This window comes from Brevundimonas sp. BH3 (assembly GCF_045345115.1).
GTDB lineage: Bacteria > Pseudomonadota > Alphaproteobacteria > Caulobacterales > Caulobacteraceae > Brevundimonas.
The window spans coordinates 377942-402875 of record NZ_CP150796.1; the positions used below are offsets into that span (position 1 = coordinate 377942).

Here is a 24934-nt window from a genome sequence, read left to right on the forward strand (position 1 = left end):
TCTGCCGCCTATTCGTCCGTCACTTCCTTCACACCCAGCGCATCAGCCAGCCGCATCTTGGCCGAGCCACGCTTGGCGGGCTTTTGCTGGCTCTCGTGCGGGGCCCAGCCCGCCAGATGCACCATCTCGAATGTAGCCGGAATCCGGCCATCGGCCTCGGCATGGCGCTCGACATAAAGCGCCGCCGCCCGCGCCAGAATATCACGGCTGAGCGGCTTGATCTGACCGGCCAGCACATTGGTCTCGCCCATGGCCCGCAGATCGCGCATCAGTGAAAACGGATCGCGATACCGCACCGTCACCCGATCCACATCCGAAACCGGCAGGGCAAATCCGGCCCGTTGCAACAGACCCGCCCCGTCAAAACCGTCGGCAAAGGGCGATATCCGCGCCTGCGCCCCGCCACGTATCTCCAGCTCCGCCTCGGTCAACACGCCGCGCAACTCCTTCAGGGTCGCCGCCCCAAACAGGCTGCCGATAAACAGCCCGTCCGGCCGTAAGGCCCGCCTGATCTGCGCCAGCGCGCCCGGCAGGTCATTGGCCCAGTGCAGACCAAACAGGTTGATAATCAGGTCCGCCGACTGGTCAGCCACCGGCAAGGGGGCCGCCCCCGGTGCCGCCCGCTCATCCAGAGAGCCGATCGATTCAATCGCGCCGATCCGTTCTGCCGCTGGCATGCCGTGTAGCGCCTGCGCCACCAGTCCCCCATGCGGAGACAGATCGACGCCGCGCGGAAACTCGCGCAGGATGGCCGACAGGGTATGGGCGGCATCCTCGGCGGCCCTGCGATGCAGAAAATCTGCCTGCGGGAACAGGCGCTGCGCGCGGGCAAGACGATGGACACGACGGCTGGCGTCGAAAATATTGGGGGGACCGGAGGAAGGGGCGCTCATGACGGGATTAGATGGCCGTTTGCGATCGGGAATAAAAGCCCCGTGGGCCATTCGCCTGCGCGATTATGGTCGGGCCTTGGTCGATATTGTCCTGCCACCCGCCAGTTTGGACGGGTTCGAGGGCAGTCTTGGAGGCCTCAGTGCCTCGGCCTTTAACCGCATCACTTTTCTGGAAGACCCCGTTTGTGACGGCTGCGGTCAGGCCTTCGAATATGAACTGGCTTCGGGGGGAGGGCGCTGTATTCCCTGCCAGACCACGCCCCAACTGTTTTCACGCGCCCGCGCGGCCTGCGTCTATGACGAGCATTCGCGCGGCCTGATCCTTGGCCTCAAACACGGCGATCAGCAGGCCCATGCCAAGTTGTTTGCCCGCTGGCTCAGCCGCGCCGCCGATCCGCTCATCCTCGACTGCGATGCGGTGGTGCCGGTGCCTCTCCACCCCTCGCGCCTCTTGCAGCGCCGCTTCAACCAGAGCGCCGAGATCGCCCGCCCCTTGGCCGCTCAACGCGGCCTGACCTATCTGCCCGACAGCCTCAAACGCATCCGCGCCACCCAAAGTCAGGGCGGCAAGTCCCTTGGCGGTCGCAAAACCAATGTGCGCGGCGCATTTCGCGTGACGGCCTCGGGGGCCAAAAAGATCGAGGGCCGCCGCATCCTTCTGGTGGACGATGTGCTGACCACAGGGGCCACCGCCAATGCCTGCGCCAAAGCTTTGCTAGACGCCGGAGCCCGCGCCGTTGATCTGGCGGTGATTGCGGGGGTGCATGGCGCGCGCGAAATGCCTAAATAGGGGTAAGTGTTGATACCCCCTGTAAGGAGATCCCATGGCCGAAGTCGTTATCTATACCAAGCCGGGCTGCCCGTATTGCATCCGTGCCAAGTCGCTGCTGGACCGCAAGGGTGCTGTCTATACCGAGATCATCGCCTCGAATGATCCGGAAAAAAAGGCCGAGATGGTCGCCCGCTCGAACGGTGCTGCCACCTTCCCGCAAATCTTCATTAACGGCCAGCACATCGGCGGTAATGACGACATGCACGCGCTTGACGCCAAGGGCGGCCTCGACCCGCTACTGGCCGCCTAAGCTCGACAGGAACAGGGAGCGCGATATGAGCGTCATGGTCAAAACGGCCCTGATCCAGACCTGCACACCGGCCACAAGCCGTGCGGGCCTTGCCCATATCGCGCCCCTGATCCGTCAGGCCGCCGCTGAAGGTGCCGAGTTTGTCCTGACCCCCGAAGGCAGCAACTTCCTCGAACAGCGCAAAGGTTTGCGCGAGGCGGCTCTGTCAGACGAGGCCACCGATGAAGCCGTCATCGGCCTGCAAGCTCTGGCAGTGGAGCTGAACATCTGGCTCCTGATCGGCTCGGTGATTGTGTGCTCCGGCATCGAAGGCGATGACCGCGCCGCCAACCGCAGCCTGCTGATCGACCCGCAAGGCCGGATTGTTGCCCGCTATGACAAGATGAACGTCTTTGATGTCGATCTGGATACAGGCGAACGCTGGCGCGAAAGCGCAGTGATCCGCCCCGGATCGCAAGCCGTCGTGGCCGACACCCCTTGGGGCGGCCTTGGCCTGACCATCTGCTATGACGTGCGCTTTGCCTATCTGCACCGCGCACTGGCACAGGGCGGAGCCTCTATTTTAACGGTGCCCGCCGCCTTTACTCGCCCGACCGGAGAGGCCCATTGGGAAGTTCTGCTGCGCGCCCGCGCCATTGAAACCGGCAGCTTCGTACTCGCCCCCGCCCAAGGCGGTACCCACGAGGACGGCCGCAAGACATGGGGCCGCTCCATGGTCATCACCCCGTGGGGCGAGGTCATCGCCAAGCTGGACCATGACCAACCCGCCGTTCTTCATGCGACCTTGGACCTGTCACGTGTCGAGGCGGCTCGCCGTGCTATTCCGGCCCTGACCCACGACCGCGTTTTTGTTTTTGAGCAATGATCCGCTACGCCCTCATCTGCGATCACGACCACGGCTTCGAGGCGTGGTTTGCCTCGTCATCCGATTATGACGATCAGGCCGAACGCGGCTTGGTCGAATGCCCCTTCTGTGCCTCCCGTGCAGTCAGAAAACAGATTATGGCCCCCGCCGTCTCGGGCACCAAGAAGACAGCAACGACCAAGCCCGACGCCTTGAAAACCATGCAGACCATGATGATGGAGGCTGCCCGCGAGGTGCGCGCCCATGTCGAGGATAATTTCGACTATGTCGGCGACACCTTCGCCCGCGAGGCCCGCGACATCCATGAAGGCCGCAGCGAGAAACGCGAAATCTATGGCGAGGCCACACCTGCCGATATCAAGAAACTGAAAGACGACGGCGTCCCCTGTGTGCCGCTGCCGGACCTGCCGCCCGATCCCAAAAAGGCCAACTGAACGACGAGAGGCGTAACTGTAATGCTTCCTTTGATGGCAACCCTTTCCCTGCTGGTCGCCCCGCCACCCGCCGAGGTTCCCGACCTGTCATGGATGGCCGGACATTGGCTGGATTGTTCGGGCGGGCGCGAAGCTTCCGAAGTCTGGAGCGGCCCGCGCGACGGCCTGATGGTCGGTCACACCCTGACCAGCCGTAATGGCCGCAGCGGCTTCGAGTTTTCCCATATCCGACCTCAGGCCGATGGTACTCTCGCCTATGTTGCCCAGCCTTCCGGTGCCCCGCCGACCGTGTTCCGGCTTCTGCGACATGATGCCCAAGGCATTGTTTTTTCTAATCCAGAGAACGATTTCCCTCACCGGATCATTTATCAGCGTCGTGGAGACCAACTTCTGGCCCGCATCGAGGGTGCAGATGACGACGAGAACCGGAGTATGGAATGGACCTTCAACAAAACCGAGCTGAACAGCCGATGCCCGCGCTCAACTGGCGCCCGATGACCGAGGCCGATCTGGACGGTGTAGTGCTGGTGGCCCAGAAATCCTTCCCCGACCATCCCGAAGAACGCGCCTGTTTTGCCAATCGTCTGGACCTGAACCCGAAGGGTTGCTTTGTGCTGGCCGATGACCAGAACGCGGTAAAGGGCTATCTGGTGGCCTATCCGTGGATGCGGAACATGGCTCCGGCGCTGAATGTGCTGATCGACGCCATCCCTGCAGATGCCGACAGCTATTATCTGCACGATCTGGCCATTGATCCCGACGTGCGCGGCGGTGGTTATACCCGCACCGTGATCGAAAAACTGGCCGAACAGGTCAAGGCAGACGGCTGGCCGCGCGTGTCTCTGGTGGCCGTCAACAACGCCACGGGCTTCTGGAATCGCAACGGTTTTGAAGTGCAGACACCCGAAGGTATCGCGGCCAAACTGGCCAGCTATGGCGACGATGCCCGCTATATGGAACGTGCCCTGGTTTGAGTTTTCGGGAACCGCCTGCTGTGGCAGGCGGTTTTACATGTATGAGCCATCATAAAAACCGACTCCCCGCCCTTCTTTTGACCGGCGCTGCACTGGGCGCTCTGGTGGCCTTGGGGGCTTGCACCACCCTGCGACAAGGTCCTTCCGGTAATGCCCGTGTGCCCGAACCGACCAAGACCGTAGAGCTCGATCGGTATCTGGGGCGCTGGTATGAACTGGCCCGCTATGAGCAGAGCTTCCAGAAGGACTGCGAGGCGGTCACTGCCGATTACAGTCTGCGCGATGACGGCCTGATCCGCGTCGTCAACACCTGCCACGAAGGCGCGGTAAACGGACCTGTCAAACAGGCCGAAGCCCGTGCCAAGGTGGTGCCCGACAGCGGGAATGCCAAGCTGAAGGTATCCTTCTTCGGCCCCTTCTATGTCGGCAATTACTGGGTGCTCGATCATGCCGACGACTATAGCTGGGCGATCGTCGGCGAAGGCTCCGGTCGCTATCTGTGGCTTCTCAGCCGTGAAGCCAATCCGTCACCGGAGCTGCGCGAACGCTTGTGGAGCCGCACGGGCGAACTGGGCTACGACCTGTCCATGCTGCGCGTGACCCAGCATTAGGTGTGAAGGCGATCAGGCCTTCTTCACCGCCACCATCATATAGTTGATGTCGGCATCGCCCTCGCTCCACTTATCCTTGAGCGGATTGTAGCTAAGGCCAAACGGGCCGGTAACGGTCAGCGGCTCGTCCTTGAGCATGTCGCGGATTTCGTCGGGCTTGAGGAATTGCTTCCAGTTGTGCGTCCCTGCGGGTACCCAGCGCAGCACATATTCGGCGGCAAACTTGCCCAGCAACAGACCCTTGAGGGTGCGGTTCAGCGTGGCCACGATCATGATGCCGCCGGGCTTTACCAGCTTGGAACAGCTCCGCACAAAGCCTTCCGGATCGGCGACGTGTTCGATGACCTCCATGGTCAGAACCACATCGAACGGACCTTCGCCTGCCTCGACCAGTTGTTCGACCGTAGAGGCCTTATAGCGGATATCCAGACCGACCTGCGCAGCATGGGCGCGGGCGGTGCCGATATTTTCCGACGAGGCGTCCAGCGCGGTCACCTCAAACCCCATGCGCCGCATCGGCTCAGCCAGTAGGCCACCGCCGCACCCGATATCGATCAGAGACAGACCGGCAAACGGCGCGCGAGTATTGGGGTTGAGGCCGTAATGCTCCGCCACGCGGTCGCGCACAAAGCGCAAACGGGCCGGATTGAACCGGTGCAGCGGCGCAAACGGTCCTTTCGGGTCCCACCATTCCGCAGCCTGAGCGGAAAAACGTGCCACATCGGCGGGGTCAATACTGGGCCCCTCGGCACGTTCTGATGCTGTTTCAGGTGAATTTTCGGAAAAACTGGTCACGGTTTGGGGTATGCGCTGGGGGCTGCTGTCGTTAGAAGCGGACATGAGCCAAGGGATGGACTGCCTTTCATCCCGACGCAAGTGACAAGACGCCCCTGATCGGGGCGCCGGTAACCGGGGATAAGGATGACAGGCGCAAGCCAAGAGACGGATCGCAGCCGTCTGGTCATGAAGTTCGGTGGAACTTCGATGGCTGATCTGGAGCGAATTCGCCGTGCGGCGCGCATTGTCGCCGCCGAGGCGGCTAAAGGTAAAAAGGTCGCTGTGGTCGTATCGGCCATGGCGGGCAAAACCAATGAGCTGGTGGCATGGACCGATGGCGCGGGTGCACCCGCAGCCGGTCTGTATCCGCAAGGCGCGATGTCGGATGACGAATACGATGTGGTCGTGGCGTCCGGCGAGCAGGTCACATCGGGCCTTCTGGCCCTGACCCTTCGCAATATGGGCCTGAAAGCGCGTAGCTGGATGGGCTGGCAAATCCCCATCATCACCGACGAGGCCCATGGTCGTGCGCGCATCGAGGATGTGCCCGGCGAAGTGCTGGGCGCGTCTATGGATGCCGGTGAAATCGCTATCATTCCGGGCTTCCAGGGCGTTTCGCGTTCGGGCCGTATCACCACCTTGGGCCGTGGGGGTTCCGACACCTCGGCTGTGGCCGTGGCGGCGGCGCTGAACGCGCCTTGCGACATCTATACCGATGTGGACGGGGTCTATACGACCGATCCGCGTATCGAGAGCCGCGCCCGCCGTCTGGCCCGCGTCTCCTATGAAGAAATGCTCGAAATGGCGTCCTTGGGGGCCAAGGTTCTGCAAACCCGCTCGGTCGAACTGGCCATGCACAAGCGCGTGCCTGTGCGGGTTCTGTCCAGCTTTATCGAGCCTGATGAAAACGGAAAACTGCCGGAAGATGCCGGCACCCTGATTTGCGACGAGGATGAAATCGTGGAAAAGCGCATCGTTTCCGGCGTGACGATGAGCCGGGACGAAGCCCGGATCACCCTGCTGGGCCTCTCGGACCGTACCGACGCTCCGGCTGACGTCTTCACCCGCCTGGCCGAGGCCAATGTGAACGTGGACATGATCGTCCAGTCACAGGCGCGTACCGAGGGCGCGGTCAACCTGACCTTCACCACGGGGCGCCGCGACGCCGCCCGTGCATCGGAACTGATGCAGTCTCTGAAATCGGAAATCGGCTTTGAAGAAATCCGCGTCGATGACGATGTGGCCAAGGTCTCGGTCATCGGTGTCGGTATGCGCTCGCACGCCGGTGTGGCCCAGATGATGTTCCGCGCCTTGGCGGACAAAGGCATCAAGTTCCAGGCCATCTCGACCTCGGAAATCAAGATCAGTGTTCTGATTGAATCGGCCTATGCCGAACTGGCTGTGCGCGCCCTGCATGCGGCCTATGGTTTGGACACACTTTAAAGGTCATCAGGGTCATCACAGATAGAGACAGCGGTGCCGCTTGCTGGCACACTGGACACCAGTCAGCAGAACGGGAGCTGTCATGGTCAAGAATGCGGGATTGACGACACGGGGTCCACGGAACCTGCTGCGCCAAATCCGCGAGGCCTTGGCCGGCGGTTACGGGGCAGGCGGCGTTGCCGTGGCCGGTGCCCAGCAAAGGCTGGATATGGTGGTGGGCATTATCGCCCGCTCCATGGTGGCCGAGGTCTGCTCCATCTATCTGCGACGGGCTTCGGGCGAGCTTGAACTGTTCGCCACCGAGGGTCTGAACCCCGAAGCCGTTCACAATACGCGCCTGCGCCCCGGCGAGGGTCTGGTCGGCGAGGTCGCGCGCCTCGCCCAGCCGATCAGCCTGTCGAATGCGCAGGAACACCCGAACTTCTCCTATCGTCCGGAAACGGGCGAAGATCCGTTCAATGCCTTCCTGGGGGCCCCTCTGTTGCGCGGTGGCCGAGCTATCGGTGTGCTGGTCGTCCAGAACCGCGCCGCCCGCATCTATGACGAGGACGAACTGGAAGACATCCAGAACATCGCCATGGTGCTGTCGGAAACGGTGGCCTCTGGCGGTCTTCTGGCCGATGCCGAACTGCGCGATGTCGAGCTGTCTCCGCACCGGCCCGAACGCCTGTCCGGCCAGAAATTTTCCGAAGGTCTGGCTGTGGGCCGGGCGGTTCTGCACGAAACTCCTGTCCCGCCCGAAAAACTGCTGGCCGATGATCCGGTCATCGAGGAACGCCGTCTTCAGGACGGTCTGTCGGCACTGAAATCCAGTATTGACGCCTTGCTCGAAGGTGGTCAGGCCAAGCTGGGCGGCACCCCTTACGAGGTGCTGGAAACCTATCGCATGTTCGCCGACGACCGGGGCTGGAACCGCTCGCTCGAAGAGGCGGTGCGCTCGGGCCTGACAGCCGAAGCCGCCGTGGATCGTGTGCGTAACGAACACCGCGCCCGTTTTGCCAGTGCCCGCGACCCCTATATCCGCGAGCGTCTTCACGATTTCGAGGATCTGGCCAACCGCCTGTTGCGCGTGCTGATGGGCGATAATCCCGGCGAGCGGCAACTGCCTGATGATGCCATTCTGGTGGCGCGTAATCTCGGCCCTGCCGACCTGCTGGAATATCCGCGCTCCAAGCTGAAAGGCTTGCTGCTTGAAGAAGGCTCGCCCGCCGGTCACGCCGCCATTGTGGCGCGGGCGTTGCAAATCCCCTGTGTCGGACGTCTGACGGGTCTGCGTGACCGCTTGTCCGAAGGCGATCCGGTCATTGTCGATGGCGAAACGGGCGAAGCCTTCCTGCGTCCGCGTCAGGACATGCTGGTGGCGGTCCAAAGCCGGATGGAGGTGCGCGAACAACGCCGCGCCGAGTTCGACCAGTTGCGGGATACTCCGGCGGTCACTCTGGATGGCACCCGCATCACGCTGCTGACCAATGCCGGTCTGGCGGTCGATCTGGAAAATCTGGACATGACAGGGGCCGAGGGCATCGGCCTGTTCCGCACCGAGTTTCAGTTCATGGTCGCCGACGAACTGCCCAAGCTGACAGCCCAGACGGCCCTCTACAAGCTTGTTCTGGATGCGGCGGGCAATCGCCCTGTGACCTTCCGCACGCTGGATATCGGCGGTGATAAAATCCTGCCCTATCTGGAACCGGAACGCGAAGAAAACCCGGCCATGGGCCGCCGTGCCATCCGCCTGGGTCTGGACCGTCCGGCTCTGTTGCGGATGCAGCTTCGGGCCCTGTTGTCGGCTGCGGCGGGTCGCGAGCTGCGCGTCATGTTCCCGATGATCGCCACGGTCGAAGAGTTCCGCCGTGCGCGCGAAATGGTGGACCGCGAGATGGAGTGGGCGCGCCGTCGTGGCCGCACCCTGCCACGCACCACCCGCGTCGGGGCCATGATCGAATGCCCCAGCCTGTTGTGGCACCTTGATGCCCTGTTGCCGCTGACAGATTTTGTCTCCATCGGCACCAATGACCTGATGCAGTATATGTTTGCTGCCGACCGCACCAATCCGCGTGTGGCCGACCGCTATGATCCGCTGTCGCCACCGGCGCTGCGGGCGCTTCAGGAAATCCGTCAGAAATGCACCGACACCAACACGCCGGTGTCTGTGTGCGGGGAACTGGCCGGTAAGCCGCTTGAGGCCTTTGCCCTGATCGCACTGGGCTATGACCGTCTGTCGGCTCCTGCGGGCGGTGTCGGTCCGGTCAAGCGGATGATCCTGTCTGCCGACCTCAAGGCGGCCCGTCGCGGCATGGAGCCACTGCTGGCCTCTTCGGCCAGCAGTGTGCGCGGAGAGCTGGAATCTCTGGCCCGCAAACTGAACCTTGCGGTCTAGACCGGAGCATAAGTTGAACCGGACCGCCGCCTCGTTTAAGCGGGGAAGACAAAGACCTGCCGATAAAGGCAATGGATACCCCGACTGATGGATCAGGATCGGCCCGTGTCGCCAGACAGCGACAGCCAGCCCGCAGAACACGACACCGCCGAAACCGCACACGCCGTGCCGGACGGCGAGAATGTCGTGTCTGTAGAAGCTGACGAGACGGTCGATGCCACCACGCTGGGCGGTCGTTTGCGCGCGGCGCGTATGGCGTCGGGTATGTCCTTTGCCGAACTGTCCACCAAGACGCGCGTCAATACCCGCTTCCTCAAGGCCATCGAACAGGGCGACCAGTCGCTGCTGCCGTCGCGTATTTTCACCATGGGCTATGTGCGTATCTACGCACAGGTTCTGGGTCTAGACGAGCTGGAAGCGGTCGAACAATACAAGGCCGAATTCCCCGAAGCGGGGGCCACGCTACAGGCCCCGACCGGCGCAGCCTTCCAGCAGATGCGCCGCCGCTCGCCCGCCATTCTTGGGGTGATCGCGGCCATCGGACTGGCCTTCCTGTGCTGGAATATCTTCCAGCGCCTGAACCGTATCGAACCGCCGCATCCCTCCGATCTCACGGAAATACCGGCGGTCTGGGCCAAGGACGCCGATCAGGTACCGCAGAGCACACTGGTTCTGGGGGGACCACAGGCCGCGCCGCCGGACCAGACCATCCCGCCTCTTTATCTGACACCGGGTATCGAAGCCTTGATCCTGGGGGATGACCCCGACGCAGCGGCCGTCGCCACGGCACCGGCCCCGCCTGTTCAGGCGGCCTTTAATCCGCGCGGGGCGCTGTACGGCGCTCCGGCCAATAATTCCATCACGACCTTGCAGGCGATCAAGCCCGTCACCCTTGTGGTGCGTCAGGGTGACGGCCGTGTCCTGTTCGCGCGCCAACTGGCCGCAGGCGACAGCTGGCGGGCACCACTCAATGTGCAGGCCATTGTCGATGTGTCTGATCCGAGCGTCGTTGCCGTTTATATGAATGGAGAGCTGGCGGCCCCGCTGGCAGCACCCCAGACACCACTGGCCCGCCTGAATTCACAGGCCGAAGCCTTGGCCCGTCAGGCCGAAAGCCGTGCTGCGGCGGCGGCCGAAGCCGAGGTGCGCGCCCGCAACGCCCTTGCTGAACAGGCCGCTGCCGATCTGGCCCGCTCTACACCGCCTGCGGCACCTGTCGCCACACCTGCCCCCGTTGTGCCCCAATAGGGGCCGACACATAAACTTTGTCCTTGGGGGCGTGGCCATCGGGTACGCCCCGTCCTATGTAACGGCTGTCATGTCAGACCATACCCTCGTCCGTCCGTGGCGCCATATCGAGCGCCGCAAGAGCCGCCAGATCCGTGTCGGCAATGTGCTTGTCGGTGGCGATGCCCCGATCAGCGTCCAGTCGATGACCAATACTCCGACCACGGATGCCAATGCCACGATCAACCAGATCCGGCAGTTGGAAGAGGCGGGGGCCGACATTGTGCGTGTCTCGTGCCCTGATGTGGAATCCACCGAGGCGTTCAAGACCATTGCCAAGGCGGCCAAGGTGCCGCTCGTGGCTGATATCCATTTCCACTATAAACGCGGTATCGAAGCCGCCGAGGCGGGTGCCGCCTGTCTGCGCATCAACCCCGGCAATATTGGCTCTTCCGATCGCGTGAAGGAAGTCATCAAGGCGGCCCGCGATAATGGCTGTTCCATACGGATCGGCGTCAATGCCGGGTCGCTGGAAAAGGAGCTGCTGGAAAAATACGGCGAGCCTTGCCCCGATGCGATGGTGGAAAGCGCGCTGAACCACGCCCGCATCCTTCAGGACAACGACTTTCACGAATTCAAAATCTCGGTCAAGGCATCCGACCCCTTCCTGACGGTCGCCGCCTATCAGCAACTGGCCGAGGCCATCGACTGCCCGCTGCACCTTGGTGTGACCGAGGCGGGCCCGCTTCGCACCGGCACCATCAAATCGGCCATCGGCATGGGTAATATGCTGTGGTCGGGTATCGGTGACACGATCCGCGTTTCGCTGGCCGCTGATCCGGTCGAGGAAATCAAGGTCGGCTTCGATATCCTCAAATCGCTGGGCCTGCGCCATCGTGGCGTCAACATTATTGCCTGCCCAAGTTGTGCCCGTCAGGGGTTCAACGTCATCGAGACGGTAGCCATCCTTGAAGAAAAACTGGCCCATATCTCGACGGCCATGTCGCTGTCGGTGATCGGCTGTGTGGTCAATGGACCGGGCGAGGCCCTCTATACAGATGTCGGTTTTACCGGCGGTGGTGCGGGCTCGGGCATGGTCTATCTGAACGGCAAGATCGCTCACAAACAGGCCAATGACGGTATGATCGACCACATTGTTGAAATGGTCGAACAAAAGGCTGCCGAACTGGATGCTGCCCGCAAGGCTGCCGAGTAAAACGCATTAAAAGGGCAGGGGAAATCGTATGAAGCTCTATATCACCACGCCGTCGCCGTTCGCCCGCAAGGTGCGTATTGTGGCCCGCGAAAAAGGCCTGTCGGATCGTATCGAAGAGATCGTCGTCGATCCCTACGCCAATGCGCCCGAACTGCTGGATACCAATCCGGTGGTGCAGGTGCCGACCCTGATCGCCGAAGACGGCCAGCCTCTGAACGACAGTCCGGTCATCTGCGACTATCTGGATCGTCTGGGGGGCGGTGATCGCCTTTTGCCACAGGACGATGCCAACTGGCTGCGCGTGAAACGTCTGGAAACGCTCGGCAATCAGGCACTGGAAATGGGCGTCAAACTGGTGCTGGAAAAACGCCGTCCCGAACATGAGCGCTCTGCCATGTGGATCGAGCGCTGGACCAACAATATGGGCCGCGCCCTTGATGCCCTCGAAGCCGAAGACCTGTCGGCAGACCGCATCGACCTGGGTTCGATCACGGCCGCCATCGCCGTGACATGGATCGGTTTCCGCCACCCTGACTATGACTGGAAAACCGGTCGCCCTAAACTGGTGGCCTTCCAGACCGCCATGGAAGCCCGCGACAGCTTTAAAGACACCTATCCGAAATAGGCCAAATCAAAGGGAGCCTGAAGGCTCCCTTTTTCTATTTCAGGATCAGGTTCACGCCCTGAAAAATGGCCAGTCCCACCAGCAGGATACCGACCGCATAGGTCAGGAGTTTGCGCGGAACCTTCTTGACGATCAGGCCCGCAAACGGTGCCGCAATCAAACCGCCAACAACCAGGCCGGCCACGGCAGAGGCGTGGTTCTTCAGTCCGTCAGCCTCTTCCCAGTGGCCGCTGACCAGGGCCCAGACAAAGGTAGCCGACACGGCCATGGTCAGAAAAAACTCGGCCGTATTGACTGTGCCGATAGCCTTGCGCGGGTCTTGACCGGAACCGATCATCGACGAGGTGACAGTAGGTCCCCAACCACCGCCGCCGATGGCATCCAGAAAACCGCCAATCAGTCCAAAGGGTGCAGCCACCCAGCGCGGCAGTTTGCGCGGTTTGATGTCATGGCCCGCTCGCCACAGAATCCACAGACCGATCAGGGCCAGATAGCCCACAATAAACGGCTTGATGATCGCAGGATCGATACCCGTCAGCACATAGGCACCCAGACCGCCCCCGATCACACCGGCGATCGCCAGCGGGACAAAAAGACGCCATTCGATGTTCTTGTGCACGACGTGACTGGAGGCCGAGGCTGCGGTGGTGAACACTTCCGCAGCATGGGTGCTGGCCGATGCTGTGGCCGGCGGAACACCCAGTGCCAGAAGAACCGACGTCGAGATCACCCCATAGGCCATGCCCACGGCCCCGTCGACGGCCTGTGCCAGAAAGCCGACCAGAAGAAACAACAAAAAGGTATCCAATCGGCAATCCCTAGCTCATCTACACCCAACGCACGGACAAGGCAGAAATGTCCGTTCTGGAACAACGTTACTAACGGTGCCGAAGTTCAGTTCGCAATCTCGAGACGATGAATAGCGTTCAGGACATCGGCGGTTGAATAGGGCTTGATAATCATAGCGGCCGCCATGTCCGCATGAAGGGCCGCTTGGGTAACATCACCCGACAGAAAGATGACCGGTACCCCCCAACTGTTCTTCAGGCTACGCGCCAGATCAATTCCGGTTGCCTGACCTGAAAGATTGATGTCCAGCAGGGCCAGATCGATGGAATGCAGGGCGGTGGCGGCCTGCGCGGCCTCGGCACTGTGGAAGGGACCGATCACGCGATGCCCGGCCTCGTCCAGCATTTCGGTCAACGTTGCCGCCGTTTCTGCATCGTCTTCGACCAGCAGTACATTCAGGGCCTCGCGTGTCATATCAGCCTCCTCGAAAGTTTCGTTCAAAATAGCGTTGCCGGACAAGGCAGAAGAACTGGGTGCTTGTTTCAGCAACAGGCTGCGAAGCTTGGGCCACAGGCTTTGTGACGGCCCGTCAGAGGCCAGATCAAAAATACGCGCCAGCGCCCGAAGCTCGGCATCGGCCGCAGATGACAGCGGCTCATGGGTATCCAGATGGGCGTCATAGAGGGCACAAAGCCGCTCGACGCCCGGATCGGCCCGAAGGCCCGGACGGTCTTTGGTGTTGGTCATTCAGCCCAATCCCCTGTTACGCAATGCCGGTCACGGGGCGTTGCCAAGCCCTCGGGAGAAGAGGCCAACCGCATCCGGCACCGCTAAAGCTAGGGAGTTGAGCGGGCTGTGAAAACGCCTTTGACGCGGTTGTGACAGCTCATCACAATCTGTCCATGAGGGCGTGATGAGCCGACAAGGGCCGTAATCATGCATCCGAATACATGATCCGGCATAGACTTGGGGCAGGGCGTCAGCGTATTCAGGCCGCTTCAATCTAGGAGCATCCCTTGCGTCTACCCCAGGCCCGTCTCGATCAGGTTCTCGACCGTTTCCATCAGGTGGAAGCGCGTATGGGCGCGGCCACAGACGGGGCCGAGATCGTGCGCCTGTCCAAAGAACATGCCGAGCTCAAGCCGGTCGCCGACGCCGTCACCACGTTGGCAAAGGCCCGTCAGGAGATGGTGGACTTGGAGGCTATGGCCTCCGATCCCGACATGGCCGACATGGCCGCCGAGGAAATAGCTTCTCTGAAAGAGCGCCTGCCGGAACTGGAGCGTGAGGTCGCGCTGCTGTTGGCCCCGCGCGATGCGGATGAAAAAGCCTCTGCGGTTCTGGAAGTGCGCGCCGGTACGGGCGGCGACGAGGCGGCTCTGTTCGCAGGCGACCTGTTCCGCATGTATTCCCGCTATGCCTCCAATATCGGCTGGCGCGTCGAGATCGACAGCGCGACCGAAGGCGAGGCGGGCGGCTATAAGGAAATCATTGCCACCATTACCGGCGACGGCGTGTTCGGGCGCTTGAAATTTGAATCCGGCGTTCACCGCGTCCAGCGCGTCCCGACCACCGAGGCCGGTGGCCGCATCCATACCTCGGCGGCCACCGTCGCGGTTCTGCCCGAGGTCGAGGATGTAGAGATCGAGATCCTCGACAAGGATATCCGCATCGATACCTACCGCTCGTCCGGTGCGGGTGGCCAGCACGTCAACAAGACCGACTCGGCGGTGCGTATCACCCACTTGCCGACCGGTATTGTCGCCACCTCGTCCGAAAAATCGCAGCATGTGAACCGCGACAAGGCGATGAAGAACCTGCGCGTGCGCCTTTACGACATGCAACGTCAGGCCAAGGATCTGGCCCGCTCCGATGCCCGCAAGTCACAGGTCGGATCGGGCGATCGTTCGGAGCGCATCCGTACCTACAACTTCCCGCAGGGCCGCGTGACCGACCACCGCATCGGCCTGACCCTGCACTCGCTGCCGCAAATCCTCGAAGGCGACCTCGACCCGATGCTGAACGCCCTGATCGCCGAAGATCAGGCCGCCCGCCTTGCCGATCTCGAGGCAGAGTTCGGCTAAGCCCGCCTTCTTCTGCGGCGGATCACTTTCGATCCGATGCTCTCGGCATATTTCAGCGTAAAGGCCAGTGCGGCAGGGTTGCCGCGCCGTGCGCCGACGCTGTCGGCCATAATGGCCCCGCGTTCGCCGATCGGCTTGTCGGGACCCACCGTGGTGTCCATGGCGGTCTGGTGTTCGATCTCGGCATTCAGACGCGCACCTATCAGCATGACCTGTAGCGAAATCCACGTCCACAATAGAAAACCCATTGCCGCCGACAACGGCCCATAGGAGTCCGTGCGGACAAAATTGGTCAAGAACCAGCTGAACAGCAAGGACACCAACAGTCCCAATATGGCCGCGACCGTCGCCCCCGGCGTCAGCCAGCGCCAGCGCGGCGAGGTCCGGCTGGGACCGATGCGATAGACCAGATTGAGAAACCCTACATACAGCACAAACACGATCGGCCAGCGCAGGGGCGACAAAAACGCCCATTCTTCCTGCAAACCGAACAGGGCAATCACCACCGGCACACCCACCACCAGCAATGAGACCAACATCACCGCCAGCAGAGCCGAAATCGTACAGGCCATGCACAGCAGATTGTATTTGACGATGTGGCGCTTTTCGACCTCGTGATAGGCAAGGTTCAGCCCGTAAAACAGGGTCTTCACCCCGCCATTGGCCGCCCATAACGACAAGAGCAGTGTCCAGATCAGGGTAAAGGTCAGCTGGCCGGTCGAGCCGCTGGCCAGCCGCGCCATTTCATTGCCCAGAAATTCGGCCACATTGGCGGGCAGCAGTTCATAGATGAAGTCCAGCCGTCCCCATGCGTCTGCCGGATCGGCGAACAGACCATAGATGGTGACAAAGGCACCGATGGCCGGAAACAAGGCCAGCAGCATGAAAAAGGTAATGCCGCCCGCCACAAACGAAACGCGGTCGCCAAAAAAGCCGACGCCGGTACGCCACAAAATATCGATCCACCCCTTGAGTGGAATTTGCAGCGGAGAGGTGGCCAGACGTCCGCGACCGGGCTCGGCGCGGTCATAGCTTTCCGGGCTTTCGTCATCGGCCACCGCATCGGGGCGATAATGGCGCAGGTCCAGACCGATCTTGTGACCCTGCGTATAGAGCAGATGCGCCGCGGTGGCCCCGGCGGCAAGACCGCCCCCTGCGGCGGCCAGATAGCGCATCCAGACCGGCGTGCGCCCTTTAGACGAACGCGGTGCCAGCAGTGCCGAAACCGGGTTCAAAAACGTGCGCGAAGCGGTCGACCGTTTGGCGGTAGATTTATTTCTGCCCATGGCGGTTCAGAACGATCCTGCCTGTGACCTGTTCCGTCTTGAATTTTTTGACATGAGTCCCCAATCAATCCGCATGAACGCGACCTCTAACACTCCTGCATCCGGTGCAACCCTCCTGACCTTGTGGAAGGATGCGATGGCCCGTTTCAAGGCTGCCGGTTTCGACAGCCCTTCCATCGACGCACGCATTCTTTTGGAAGCGGCGACAGGGGCGGGGCGTGTCGATATCCTGACTGATCCCTATCGCGCCGTCACCTCCGAACAACTGGCCGGGATGGAGGGCATGGTCGCACGCCGTCTGGCCCGCGAGCCGGTATCCAAAATCCTCGGTAAGAAGGGTTTCTGGAAGATCATGTTGAACGTCACCCCCGACGTCCTCAGCCCGCGCGCCGATACCGAGGTGATCGTCGATATTGCCACCTTGGCCTTTACCGAAGATCAGGCCTTCGAGATGGCCGATCTGGGTACCGGCTCGGGTGCGATCCTGCTGGCGACACTGGCCGAACGCGCCCGCGCACACGGTGTGGGTGTCGATATCTCTACTGCGGCCCTCGAGGTCGCCCGCGAGAACGCCGCCACTTTGGACCTGTCGAACCGCTGCACCTTCGCGCATGGCGACTGGGCAAAGGGTCTGGCCGATCACTGCTATGATCTGGTGGTGTCCAACCCGCCCTATATTCCGACAGGCGATATCGCCGGACTTGATCCGGAAGTGCGCGAGCATGATCCGCATCTGGCCCTTGATGGCGGTCCGGACGGTCTGGAACCGTACCGTATTCTGGCCCCCGAGATTAAGCGCCTGTTGCGCCCCGAGGGTATTTTTGCCGTCGAGATCGGCTGGGATCAGGGACCGCAGGTCAAGGCCCTGTTCGAGGCCGAAGGTTTTGCCGATGTGAAGGTGGTCAAGGATCTGGGACAGCGTGACCGCGTGGTCACCAATGGTCCAGACCCGCACACCACGCCGCGCCCCAAGGCCTAGGCTCGGACACGCCCCGAACAGTAAAGGCGGCGGCAGGTACATGATCCTGTCGCCGCTTTTTGCATTATAGGTCTTGGCAAAAGGCTTAATCACGCGCTAAGTCCACCTTGTCTCCACCCAAACACAGCGGATGCGGCTGCTTATAGCTTTCATCAGCGTGTCCGGGGCATGTGACGGTCGGGCCTGCAAGGGCGCGGCGGACCACAGGGCGACACTCGTTTTTTCCGAACAGATCGCAACGGGGATTGGCCCCGAAAGCGCGGAACCAGGACTTGGGCCCAGACTGTCAAACGACAGCCAGACCCACACCAGCACGGTAACCTCGATGAGAGATTTCAAGGGCATGAAGCGTCAGCGCGGCCGCAATCGCAAGCCGAGCGGTGGCAACAACGCCAATGCAACCAACCCGAACCGTTCGTGGGACTCGCAAGGCCCCGAGAACATCAAGGTTCGCGGCAATGCCCAGACGGTCTATGAACGCTATATGCAGCTGGCGCGCGATGCTGCCGCTGCCGGTGACCGCGTTCTGGCCGAAAACTATACCCAGCACGCCGAACACTATTTCCGTGTCCTGCGCGCCCTGCAGCCCCTGCGTTCGGTGAGCGAGATCGCCCAGCGCGAACAGGCTGGCCAAGGCTTCGACATCGATTTCGAAGATGAATCCGGCGCACAGGCGGCCGCCATCATTGCCGCACAGCAAGCCGAGGAGCGCCGCGCCGAGGATGAGGCCCGCCGTCAGGCCGAGCGCGCCGAGCGCGACGCCCAGCGTGAACGCGAACGTGCCGAGCGCGCCGAACGCGGCGAGTCGGAAGCTGACTATGAAAGCCGCGAAGGCGGTCGTCGTGAAAGCCGCCGCGAGCGTTGGGAGCGTCGTCGCGACGATCGTAATCGTCGTTTTGAAAACACGGGCGAAGCTACGAACGGCGAAGGCCAGAATGATCGGCCTGCCGATGTTGCCGAGGCCGTTGAAACGGTACAGCCGTCGGTTGCTGCCGTCGAAATCGAACAGGCCGAACCGGCACCGCGCGCCCCGCGTGGCCGCCGTCCGCGCAGCGAATCGGCACCGCGCAACCCAGAGCCGGTTGCCGAAACGGGCGAGGAAACCTCGCGCGACGCCGCCAGCCTGCCGGGCTTTGTGACCCGTCCGGTGGCGCTGGACGATGCCGCCGAAGCGGCTCCGGCCCCGCGCCGTCGCGCGCCCCGCCGCAAGGTCGAAGAAACCACTTCCGAGGACTAATCCCCGCGAAGTTTAAAGACGCCGAGAACCCGCAGTATGCGAATACTGCGGGTTTTTGCTTGCCTTAGGGGTAACTGAAGCTTTCGTTTCAAAGCCAGGACGGCCCATGATGACAGAGACAATGTCATGGCTTGCGACAGCTTTATCCGTCTCACGCATTGCGTACAGACCACCTCCAGGCGGCAAATAAGCCTTATCCATCCCCGCTGTCCTGCAAACAGGACAGATACCGCCCTCGTCGCCCTTGACGCACCGACCCTAAGGCCGTCGAATAGGGTAGGGTGGGGTATGTGCCTGAAACATGGAGAGCCGCGTGGCTTGTTGGCGTCCGAGACCGCGTAAATGGATGGGTACCACAGTCATGACGGGCATGGTCCTGTCGGTACTGGCAGGGTGCGCGTCGGTAAATAGCGGTTCGGGTACCGTCGATGTCATTGCGCCGCCGCCTCCGCCGCCCCCGCCTGTGGGCACGGTCCTGGTCGACTGGCGCGGCGTGATTTCTAGCTTTGATCGTGATCGTCTGAATCGTCGCGACGCGGCGTGGAAGGTGGCGTTGGAACAGGCCCGCAGACTGGGCGGCAGCGGTAATCTCGACGCTCTGGGCGCTCTGGTTGATCCTGACGCCGGTCAGCCCGATCCCTCCATGCCCAGCGGCCACTATCGCTGCCGCACAGTAAAACTGGGCAGTCAGGCCGAGTATGACGGCTTGGGCTATGTCGTTTATGGCTGGTTCCGTTGCCGCGTCGAGCGCACCGATCAGGGCCTTCTGCTGACCAAGCTGTCGGGATCGCAACGGGTGCAGGGATTGCTCTACCCCGAAAACTCAAAATACATGGTGATGCTGGGCGCTATGGCCCTGTCAAACGAGAGTCGCGCACCGGCCTATGGGGCCCGACCCGATCGCGATACGGTGGCGGTTCTGGAACGTATCGGCCCGCAACGCTGGCGTCTGGTCACGCCGTGGCCGCATAACGAGTCCAATCTGGACGTTATGGAGCTGGTCCCGGAATAGGGCTTGCTCGCCGTTTCTCTTTGCCGGAATAAGGCTTTGTTGTTTCTAGAGGGAGGGCAGGATGACCAAGACCCAATACGGGGTAAAGGCGACGATCTGGACGATTGTAGCGGCTGTGGCTGCTCTGGCGATCGTGCTGGTGGGTCTGCCCACCTATAACGTCTATTCCAAACAGATGCAGGGCCGCGCCGCCTACGAAGAAGCTGTGCAGAACCGCCGCATCCGTGTGCTGGAAGCCCAAGCCGCCCTTGATTCCGCCAAGCTGACCGCACAGGCCGAGATCGAACGCGCCAAGGGTGCCAACGAGGCCAACCGCATCATGGCCGAGGCTCTGGGCGGTCCCGAGGCCTATCTGCGATGGTCCTATATCAACATGCTTCAGGAAACTGCGGGCAAGGAAGGTCGCCAGACCATCTACATCCCCACCGAGGCCGGCATGCCCATTCTCGAAGCGGGCAAGCGCGACGCGAAATGAAAAAAGGGCCGGATCATTTGATCCGGCCCTTTTACTTTACCGGCTGCGCGGGACCTTGGTCAGACGCAGGTTCTGATAGTCATACGAGAAGTCGATATCGGGCGACACACCCTTGAGGGTCGCACGGACAGCCAGACCGTTTTCGACCTCGAAGATGAAGAACGCATCTTCCTCGCGCTTGTCGGTAAAGCGGGTGCGGAAGGTATTGCCGTCATATGGCTCCAACCACCCTTTCAGCGCGGGATTATGGGTAAAGGTCACCCACAGACCGGGCCGGTGGTGCTGGCCACGGCCATAGTCCTGCTCGCGGATGATGATGTCGCCATACCACGGGTCACGCCATGTGCCTTCATAGGCCACCAGATGAAGCGGCGGACGCGCCCCCGCGGCCTGTTTGGCATCGATCTCGGCCGCGGCCTTCAGCGACTTCTCGATCCCCTCGGCCTCGATACGTTTGGAATCGGCGATCCAGTCCACATCCACCTTGCCCATCGCCAGATCGGTCAGACCCGAACGAAGCGCCCGCAACAGGAAGCTTTCCTCGGCATTGGTAAAGATCGAAATGCCGATCTTGCGCGCTGTCAGCAGAACGGTCGAGGAGATACCGCCCGGCGATCCACCGCCATGGGTGGCAATACGCTCACCGCGATAATCCTGCACCTGCAAGCCCAGTGCATAGGTATTGGCAATCGAACGGTTCGGCAGGGCTGCCGTCGGACCTTCCGAGGACGAGACGATGATGTTCGGCTTGTACATCTCCTTGGCCACCGCCTCGGAGAACAGACGGGTCCCATCGGGTAGTGCCCCGTTGTTCAGACGCAAGGCCATCCACTTGGCCCAGTCACGGGCGCTGGCACAGATGCCACCAGCCGCGGCCGCATTGTCCCAGTTCCAAACCTCGGCGATGGACTTGGCGATCTGGGTCATCTCGCCCTGATAACGCAGGGGCGGGCCGACGCGACCATGGGGCAGGGCCGACTTCGCAGGGTCTGCCAGACGCGCCAGCGGCACGCTGTCATTCATGCCCAGCTTGTCGAAAATGCGGGTCTGGACAAAGTCTTCCCAGGTCATACCCGAGACGCGCTCGATTACTGCACCGGCGACGACAAACATCAGGTTGCAGTAATGATAGTTGGCGCGGAACCTGTCCTCGATCGGCACAAAGGCCGCCTGACGCAGCACATCCGCGCGCGAGCGGTCGCTATTGGGCCAGAACAGAAGATCACCGGCCCCAAGACCAAACCCCGCACGGTGTGACAGGGTATCGCGCACGGTAATACGCTCTGCGATCACCGGATCGGACAGGGTGAATTCCGGCAGATAGGTTTTGATCGGCTCGTCCCATTTCACCTTGCCCTCATCCACCAACATGCCCAGACAGGCTGCCGTGACGTTCTTGGAATTGGAGGCAATGGCAAACAGGGTGTTGTCGCTGGCGGGCGCATTCTGGCCCTTGATGCGCGTGCCATAGCCCTTGGCCAGCAGGGTCTGGCCATCCTTGACCAGTGCCACCGACACCGCAGGCTGGTCGGGCCATGCCGCCAGACAGCGCTGCACATAGGCATCGAACGCCTCGGCCAGAGAGGCATCGTCATTGGCGGGCCGGAAAGCGAAAGCGGGGCGGGTGGCAAGGGCGCTGGCACCTGCACTCATAAGGGCAGCGCGGCGCGAAAGGCGAATGGACATACAGACTCCGGCGTATAGCGATATCTTACGCTAACCCCCGGCAGGTCATGCGCCAAGCTTCATTGTCACGGGTCTTACAAACGGGTCTGCCATGCGGTCCAGATGGCAATGGCCACCAGTGACAAACTCATCAGGGCACGCGTCACCGGTCCCTGATGTCGGGTCAGGAAGCTGCCACCGGCCCGCGACGCACTCAGAACAATTATGCTGTGAACGGCCACGCTGACCAACACATGTAAACTGCCCAGCAGCAGGGCCTGTGACAGGGGTGAACCGTAACCCGCGCGCATAAAGCCGGGCAGAAGCACGACATAAAGCAGGGCCGCTTTGGGATTGAGCAGGTTGCCGATCAGTCCGCGCCGGAACAACTGCCTTTGACGCGCAACAGGCGGTACGCCCTGCGCCGCGCCTTGATTGCTGCGCCATGCATCCCAGGCAAGATACAGAAGAAATCCGACACCGGCCCAGCGTATAGAATGATAGAGGGCGGGCCAGTGCAGGATGACCTTGGTCAGACCAAAGGCCGCCGCGATCATCCAGATCGACAGGCCGAGGGTAATACCGACCACAGCGGCCAGACCTGCGCGTCGGCCTTGTGAAAGCGACACCAGAGCCAGCCAGCTCATATTCGGCCCGGGTGTAATCTCCATCAACACCACAGCGGCCAGAAAGGGCAGCAGGACGGCTGGATCAACTGGAAACACCACCACAAAACCCCACAGTTTCAGTCGGGAAGAAGCCTATATCCGCTCTAGCCGATGCAGGTGACAGGTGAAAGGGCGGGCGGCAAAAGCCAACCCGCCCGATAGGGTGTCACAGCGTCGCCCGCCATCTTTGCAGATGGTCCAGCACGTCCGAGACAATCTGCTCGCGGGTAAAGCCGGTAATGTCGCGGGGGCGTTTGCTATCGCTGGTGGTGCTGCTCATCCGCCATTCGTTCTGGCGACGGTTCTGGCGCGCTTCGGACGCCGTCAGCGCAGGGCGCGGCCGCGACCGGGGCGAGACGCGATAGAAGAAGGATGTGCCCTTTTCGTTGTCGATAGTCAGGGTGATCTCGTCATCCTGCCGGTCCAGTTGTGCAAACTCGGCATTGGCGCTGAGTGCGGCATAGACCTCTTCCAGTGCCGGACAGGCCGTCTGGTTGATCTGGCGGATAATCTGCTCGCGACTGGCCGGTGCAAAAATAAAGCGCAGACGTGCGCCCAGATGCGGGGCGGCTTGCTCAATCACTTCACCGTGCAGGTCGGCATTCATCTGGCGCACCAGACCGGCCCCCATCAGCAACAGGATGATACCAAAGGGCAGGGCGGCGACCAGTGTCGCGGTCTGCAAGGCCGACAGTCCACCCGCCAGCAACAGGGCCGACGAGACCAGAGCCAGCAGGACCGCCCAGTAGACCCGCATCCAGCCGGGGGCATCCTCGTCATTATGGGCCGAGGACAGGTTGGCCAGTATCAGCGCCCCGGAATCCGCCGAGGTGACAAAGAAAACCATCACCAGCGCAATGGCGAGGATGGAGGTCACGGTCGACAGCGGAAAATAGTCGAGGAAACGGAACAGGGCGGTCGACAGATCCGCCCGCACGGCATCGGCAATCGCGCCTTGTGCGATCCCCATATCCAGCGCCATGGCCGAGTTTCCAAAGACCGTCATCCAGAGGAAGGTAAAGGCTGTCGGAACAGTCAGCACGCTGATGATAAATTCGCGCACCGAGCGCCCGCGCGAAATTCGCGCGATAAACATGCCGACAAACGGTGACCACGCGATCCACCATGACCAGTAGAAGAGTGTCCAGTCCGCCAGCCAGGCGCGCGGCTCATAGGCATAAAGCGTAAAGCTGCGGACGATGAAGTGATCCAGATACAGACCGAAATTCTGTACATAGGCGCGGATCAGGAACAGGGTCGGTCCCGCCAGCATGATGAACAGCATCAGGCAGACGGCGATCACCAGATTAAGCTCTGACAGACGGCGCACCCCCTTGCCGACGCCCGACAGCACCGAAATCGTGGCCAGTCCGACCACCGCGACAATCAGGACCACCTGCATCCACGGCGTTGCGGGCAGGCCGAACACGACATTCAATCCGCTGACAATCTGGCTGACACCCAGTCCCAGCGAGGTGGCGATCCCGAACAGGGTGCCGCAAATCGCAAAGATGTCTATCAGATCACCGATAGGACCATAGATGCGGTCCCCGATCAGCGGATGGAAGGCCGAGCGCATGGCCAGAGGTAGGCCCTTGCGGTGCGCAAAATAGCCCAGAGCCAACCCCACCAGACCATAAATGGCCCAGCCGTGGAAACCCCAGTGGGTATAGGTGATGGCCATGGCCTCGCGCGCGGCTTCCATGGTCTCGGGCGTGACATCGGGTGGATTGACATAGTGTTGTACGGGTTCGGCCACGCCGAAATACATCAGGCCGATCCCCATGCCCGCCGCGAACAGCATGGCCACCCATGACAGGAACGGGAAATCCGGTTCGGAATCGTCCGGTCCCAGTTTCAAACGCCCCATGGGACCAAAGGCGATAACCAGCAATAAAACAAAAAAGACGGCCACTGCCGTCACATAAAACCAGCCAAAATTTTCGATGGTCCAGTTCTGGGCCGATCCGAACACGCTGGCAGCGGTGTCCGGAATGATGAGTGTGACCAACAGCAAAACGCCAATGATCGCACTCGCACCCCAAAAGGTGCGGGCATTGATGGATGCAAGCATGGCAGGGGTAACGGCTTTTTTGTGTCCGGGTTCCCTGGTTTCGGCATGTTGCCACTATCCGAACGGTACGGGGTCAGGCTGCAACAGATTGAAAATGTGGCGTTATGAAAATTTCTCACACCTCTCGCCAAGATTAAATCC

Annotated in this window: 25 protein-coding genes; 17 read left to right on the forward strand and 8 right to left on the reverse strand. The window is 61.6% G+C overall.

Annotated features, from left to right (window positions below):
* Nucleotides 1-8: 8 nt before the first annotated feature.
* Complete coding sequence (locus WEU32_RS01760) at nt 9-893, reverse strand: methyltransferase domain-containing protein (RefSeq protein WP_406852662.1); 885 nt, start codon at nt 891-893, stop codon at nt 9-11.
* Here WEU32_RS01760 and WEU32_RS01765 point away from each other — a divergent pair.
* The 7 genes from WEU32_RS01765 to WEU32_RS01795 are packed head-to-tail and all read left to right on the forward strand — an operon-like array spanning nt 892 to nt 4859.
* Nucleotides 892-1683 carry a ComF family protein gene (locus tag WEU32_RS01765; protein WP_406852663.1) on the forward strand — a complete coding sequence of 264 codons (792 nt, stop codon included), beginning with the start codon at nt 892-894 and terminating at the stop codon, nt 1681-1683. The two genes, WEU32_RS01760 and WEU32_RS01765, sit on opposite strands and share 2 nt — an antisense overlap.
* Nucleotides 1684-1717: 34 nt before the next feature.
* Nucleotides 1718-1975, forward strand: coding sequence for a glutaredoxin 3 (gene grxC / locus WEU32_RS01770; RefSeq protein WP_406852664.1), 258 nt, complete (start codon nt 1718-1720; stop codon nt 1973-1975).
* Between the two features lie 25 nt (nt 1976-2000).
* Entirely contained in the window at nt 2001-2840 is an 840-nt protein-coding gene (locus WEU32_RS01775) for a carbon-nitrogen hydrolase family protein (RefSeq protein WP_406852665.1), read from the forward strand.
* A complete protein-coding gene (locus WEU32_RS01780; RefSeq protein ID WP_406852666.1) occupies nt 2837-3274 on the forward strand; it encodes a DUF1178 family protein in 438 nt (145 codons plus the stop codon). The genes WEU32_RS01775 and WEU32_RS01780 overlap by 4 nt, the downstream gene beginning before the upstream one ends.
* 21 nt (nt 3275-3295) lie before the next feature.
* Nucleotides 3296-3772, forward strand: a complete 477-nt coding sequence (locus tag WEU32_RS01785; protein WP_406852667.1) for a DUF6265 family protein — start codon at nt 3296-3298, stop codon at nt 3770-3772.
* Nucleotides 3712-4248 (forward strand): GNAT family N-acetyltransferase, encoded by a 537-nt coding sequence (locus WEU32_RS01790; protein ID WP_312134626.1) that lies wholly within the window; start codon nt 3712-3714, stop codon nt 4246-4248. The genes WEU32_RS01785 and WEU32_RS01790 overlap by 61 nt, the downstream gene beginning before the upstream one ends.
* Nucleotides 4249-4289: 41 nt before the next feature.
* On the forward strand, nt 4290-4859 hold the full coding sequence (locus WEU32_RS01795; RefSeq protein WP_406852668.1) for a lipocalin family protein: 570 nt from the start codon (nt 4290-4292) through the stop codon (nt 4857-4859).
* A gap of 12 nt (nt 4860-4871) precedes the next feature.
* On the opposite strand, the gene ubiG is transcribed toward WEU32_RS01795, so the two are convergent.
* Nucleotides 4872-5699, reverse strand: a complete 828-nt coding sequence (gene ubiG, locus WEU32_RS01800; protein ID WP_406852669.1) for a bifunctional 2-polyprenyl-6-hydroxyphenol methylase/3-demethylubiquinol 3-O-methyltransferase UbiG — start codon at nt 5697-5699, stop codon at nt 4872-4874.
* Between the two features lie 81 nt (nt 5700-5780).
* Here ubiG and WEU32_RS01805 point away from each other — a divergent pair, with 81 nt between their 5' ends.
* The 5 genes from WEU32_RS01805 to WEU32_RS01825 all read left to right on the forward strand — a co-directional run bounded on the left by WEU32_RS01805 (nt 5781) and on the right by WEU32_RS01825 (nt 12524).
* The gene (locus WEU32_RS01805; RefSeq protein ID WP_406852670.1) at nt 5781-7079 is read left to right on the forward strand and encodes an aspartate kinase; all 1299 of its coding nucleotides are present in this window, start codon (nt 5781-5783) and stop codon (nt 7077-7079) included.
* Between the two features lie 82 nt (nt 7080-7161).
* On the forward strand, nt 7162-9456 hold the full coding sequence (ptsP, locus tag WEU32_RS01810; RefSeq protein WP_312134634.1) for a phosphoenolpyruvate--protein phosphotransferase: 2295 nt from the start codon (nt 7162-7164) through the stop codon (nt 9454-9456).
* A 105-nt stretch (nt 9457-9561) separates the two neighbouring features.
* Nucleotides 9562-10704 (forward strand): RodZ domain-containing protein, encoded by a 1143-nt coding sequence (locus WEU32_RS01815; RefSeq protein ID WP_312134635.1) that lies wholly within the window; start codon nt 9562-9564, stop codon nt 10702-10704.
* A gap of 70 nt (nt 10705-10774) precedes the next feature.
* Nucleotides 10775-11899, forward strand: a complete 1125-nt coding sequence (gene ispG, locus WEU32_RS01820) for a flavodoxin-dependent (E)-4-hydroxy-3-methylbut-2-enyl-diphosphate synthase (protein ID WP_406852671.1) — start codon at nt 10775-10777, stop codon at nt 11897-11899.
* A 28-nt stretch (nt 11900-11927) separates the two neighbouring features.
* On the forward strand, nt 11928-12524 hold the full coding sequence (locus WEU32_RS01825; protein WP_406852672.1) for a glutathione S-transferase N-terminal domain-containing protein: 597 nt from the start codon (nt 11928-11930) through the stop codon (nt 12522-12524).
* A 34-nt stretch (nt 12525-12558) separates the two neighbouring features.
* On the opposite strand, the gene WEU32_RS01830 is transcribed toward WEU32_RS01825, so the two are convergent.
* Entirely contained in the window at nt 12559-13320 is a 762-nt protein-coding gene (locus WEU32_RS01830) for a sulfite exporter TauE/SafE family protein (protein WP_312815083.1), read from the reverse strand.
* Nucleotides 13321-13418: 98 nt separating this feature from the next.
* Nucleotides 13419-14060, reverse strand: coding sequence for a response regulator (locus tag WEU32_RS01835; protein ID WP_312134643.1), 642 nt, complete (start codon nt 14058-14060; stop codon nt 13419-13421).
* Between the two features lie 269 nt (nt 14061-14329).
* Here WEU32_RS01835 and prfA point away from each other — a divergent pair, with 269 nt between their 5' ends.
* Nucleotides 14330-15397, forward strand: coding sequence for a peptide chain release factor 1 (prfA, locus tag WEU32_RS01840; protein WP_312134645.1), 1068 nt, complete (start codon nt 14330-14332; stop codon nt 15395-15397).
* On the opposite strand, the gene WEU32_RS01845 is transcribed toward prfA, so the two are convergent.
* Nucleotides 15394-16632, reverse strand: a complete 1239-nt coding sequence (locus WEU32_RS01845; RefSeq protein WP_406852673.1) for a YihY/virulence factor BrkB family protein — start codon at nt 16630-16632, stop codon at nt 15394-15396. The two genes, prfA and WEU32_RS01845, sit on opposite strands and share 4 nt — an antisense overlap.
* Nucleotides 16633-16735: 103 nt before the next feature.
* On the opposite strand from WEU32_RS01845, the gene prmC reads away from it, so the two are divergent.
* The 4 genes from prmC (at nt 16736) to WEU32_RS01865 (ending at nt 20386) form a co-directional block, all read left to right on the forward strand.
* Nucleotides 16736-17662 (forward strand): peptide chain release factor N(5)-glutamine methyltransferase, encoded by a 927-nt coding sequence (gene prmC / locus WEU32_RS01850; RefSeq protein ID WP_312815091.1) that lies wholly within the window; start codon nt 16736-16738, stop codon nt 17660-17662.
* 343 nt (nt 17663-18005) lie between these two features.
* A complete protein-coding gene (locus WEU32_RS01855) occupies nt 18006-18899 on the forward strand; it encodes a DUF4167 domain-containing protein (protein ID WP_312815092.1) in 894 nt (297 codons plus the stop codon).
* A 346-nt stretch (nt 18900-19245) separates the two neighbouring features.
* Nucleotides 19246-19911 carry a DUF4893 domain-containing protein gene (locus WEU32_RS01860; protein WP_406852674.1) on the forward strand — a complete coding sequence of 222 codons (666 nt, stop codon included), beginning with the start codon at nt 19246-19248 and terminating at the stop codon, nt 19909-19911.
* A 61-nt stretch (nt 19912-19972) separates the two neighbouring features.
* Complete coding sequence (locus tag WEU32_RS01865; RefSeq protein ID WP_406852675.1) at nt 19973-20386, forward strand: hypothetical protein; 414 nt, start codon at nt 19973-19975, stop codon at nt 20384-20386.
* Between the two features lie 36 nt (nt 20387-20422).
* On the opposite strand, the gene WEU32_RS01870 is transcribed toward WEU32_RS01865, so the two are convergent.
* The 3 genes from WEU32_RS01870 to WEU32_RS01880 form a co-directional block, all read right to left on the reverse strand.
* Complete coding sequence (locus tag WEU32_RS01870) at nt 20423-22072, reverse strand: serine hydrolase (RefSeq protein WP_406852676.1); 1650 nt, start codon at nt 22070-22072, stop codon at nt 20423-20425.
* Nucleotides 22073-22146: 74 nt separating this feature from the next.
* On the reverse strand, nt 22147-22779 hold the full coding sequence (locus WEU32_RS01875) for a LysE family translocator (RefSeq protein WP_312134657.1): 633 nt from the start codon (nt 22777-22779) through the stop codon (nt 22147-22149).
* A gap of 106 nt (nt 22780-22885) precedes the next feature.
* Entirely contained in the window at nt 22886-24793 is a 1908-nt protein-coding gene (locus WEU32_RS01880) for a BCCT family transporter (protein WP_312134658.1), read from the reverse strand.
* Between the last annotated feature and the right edge of the window lie 141 nt (nt 24794-24934).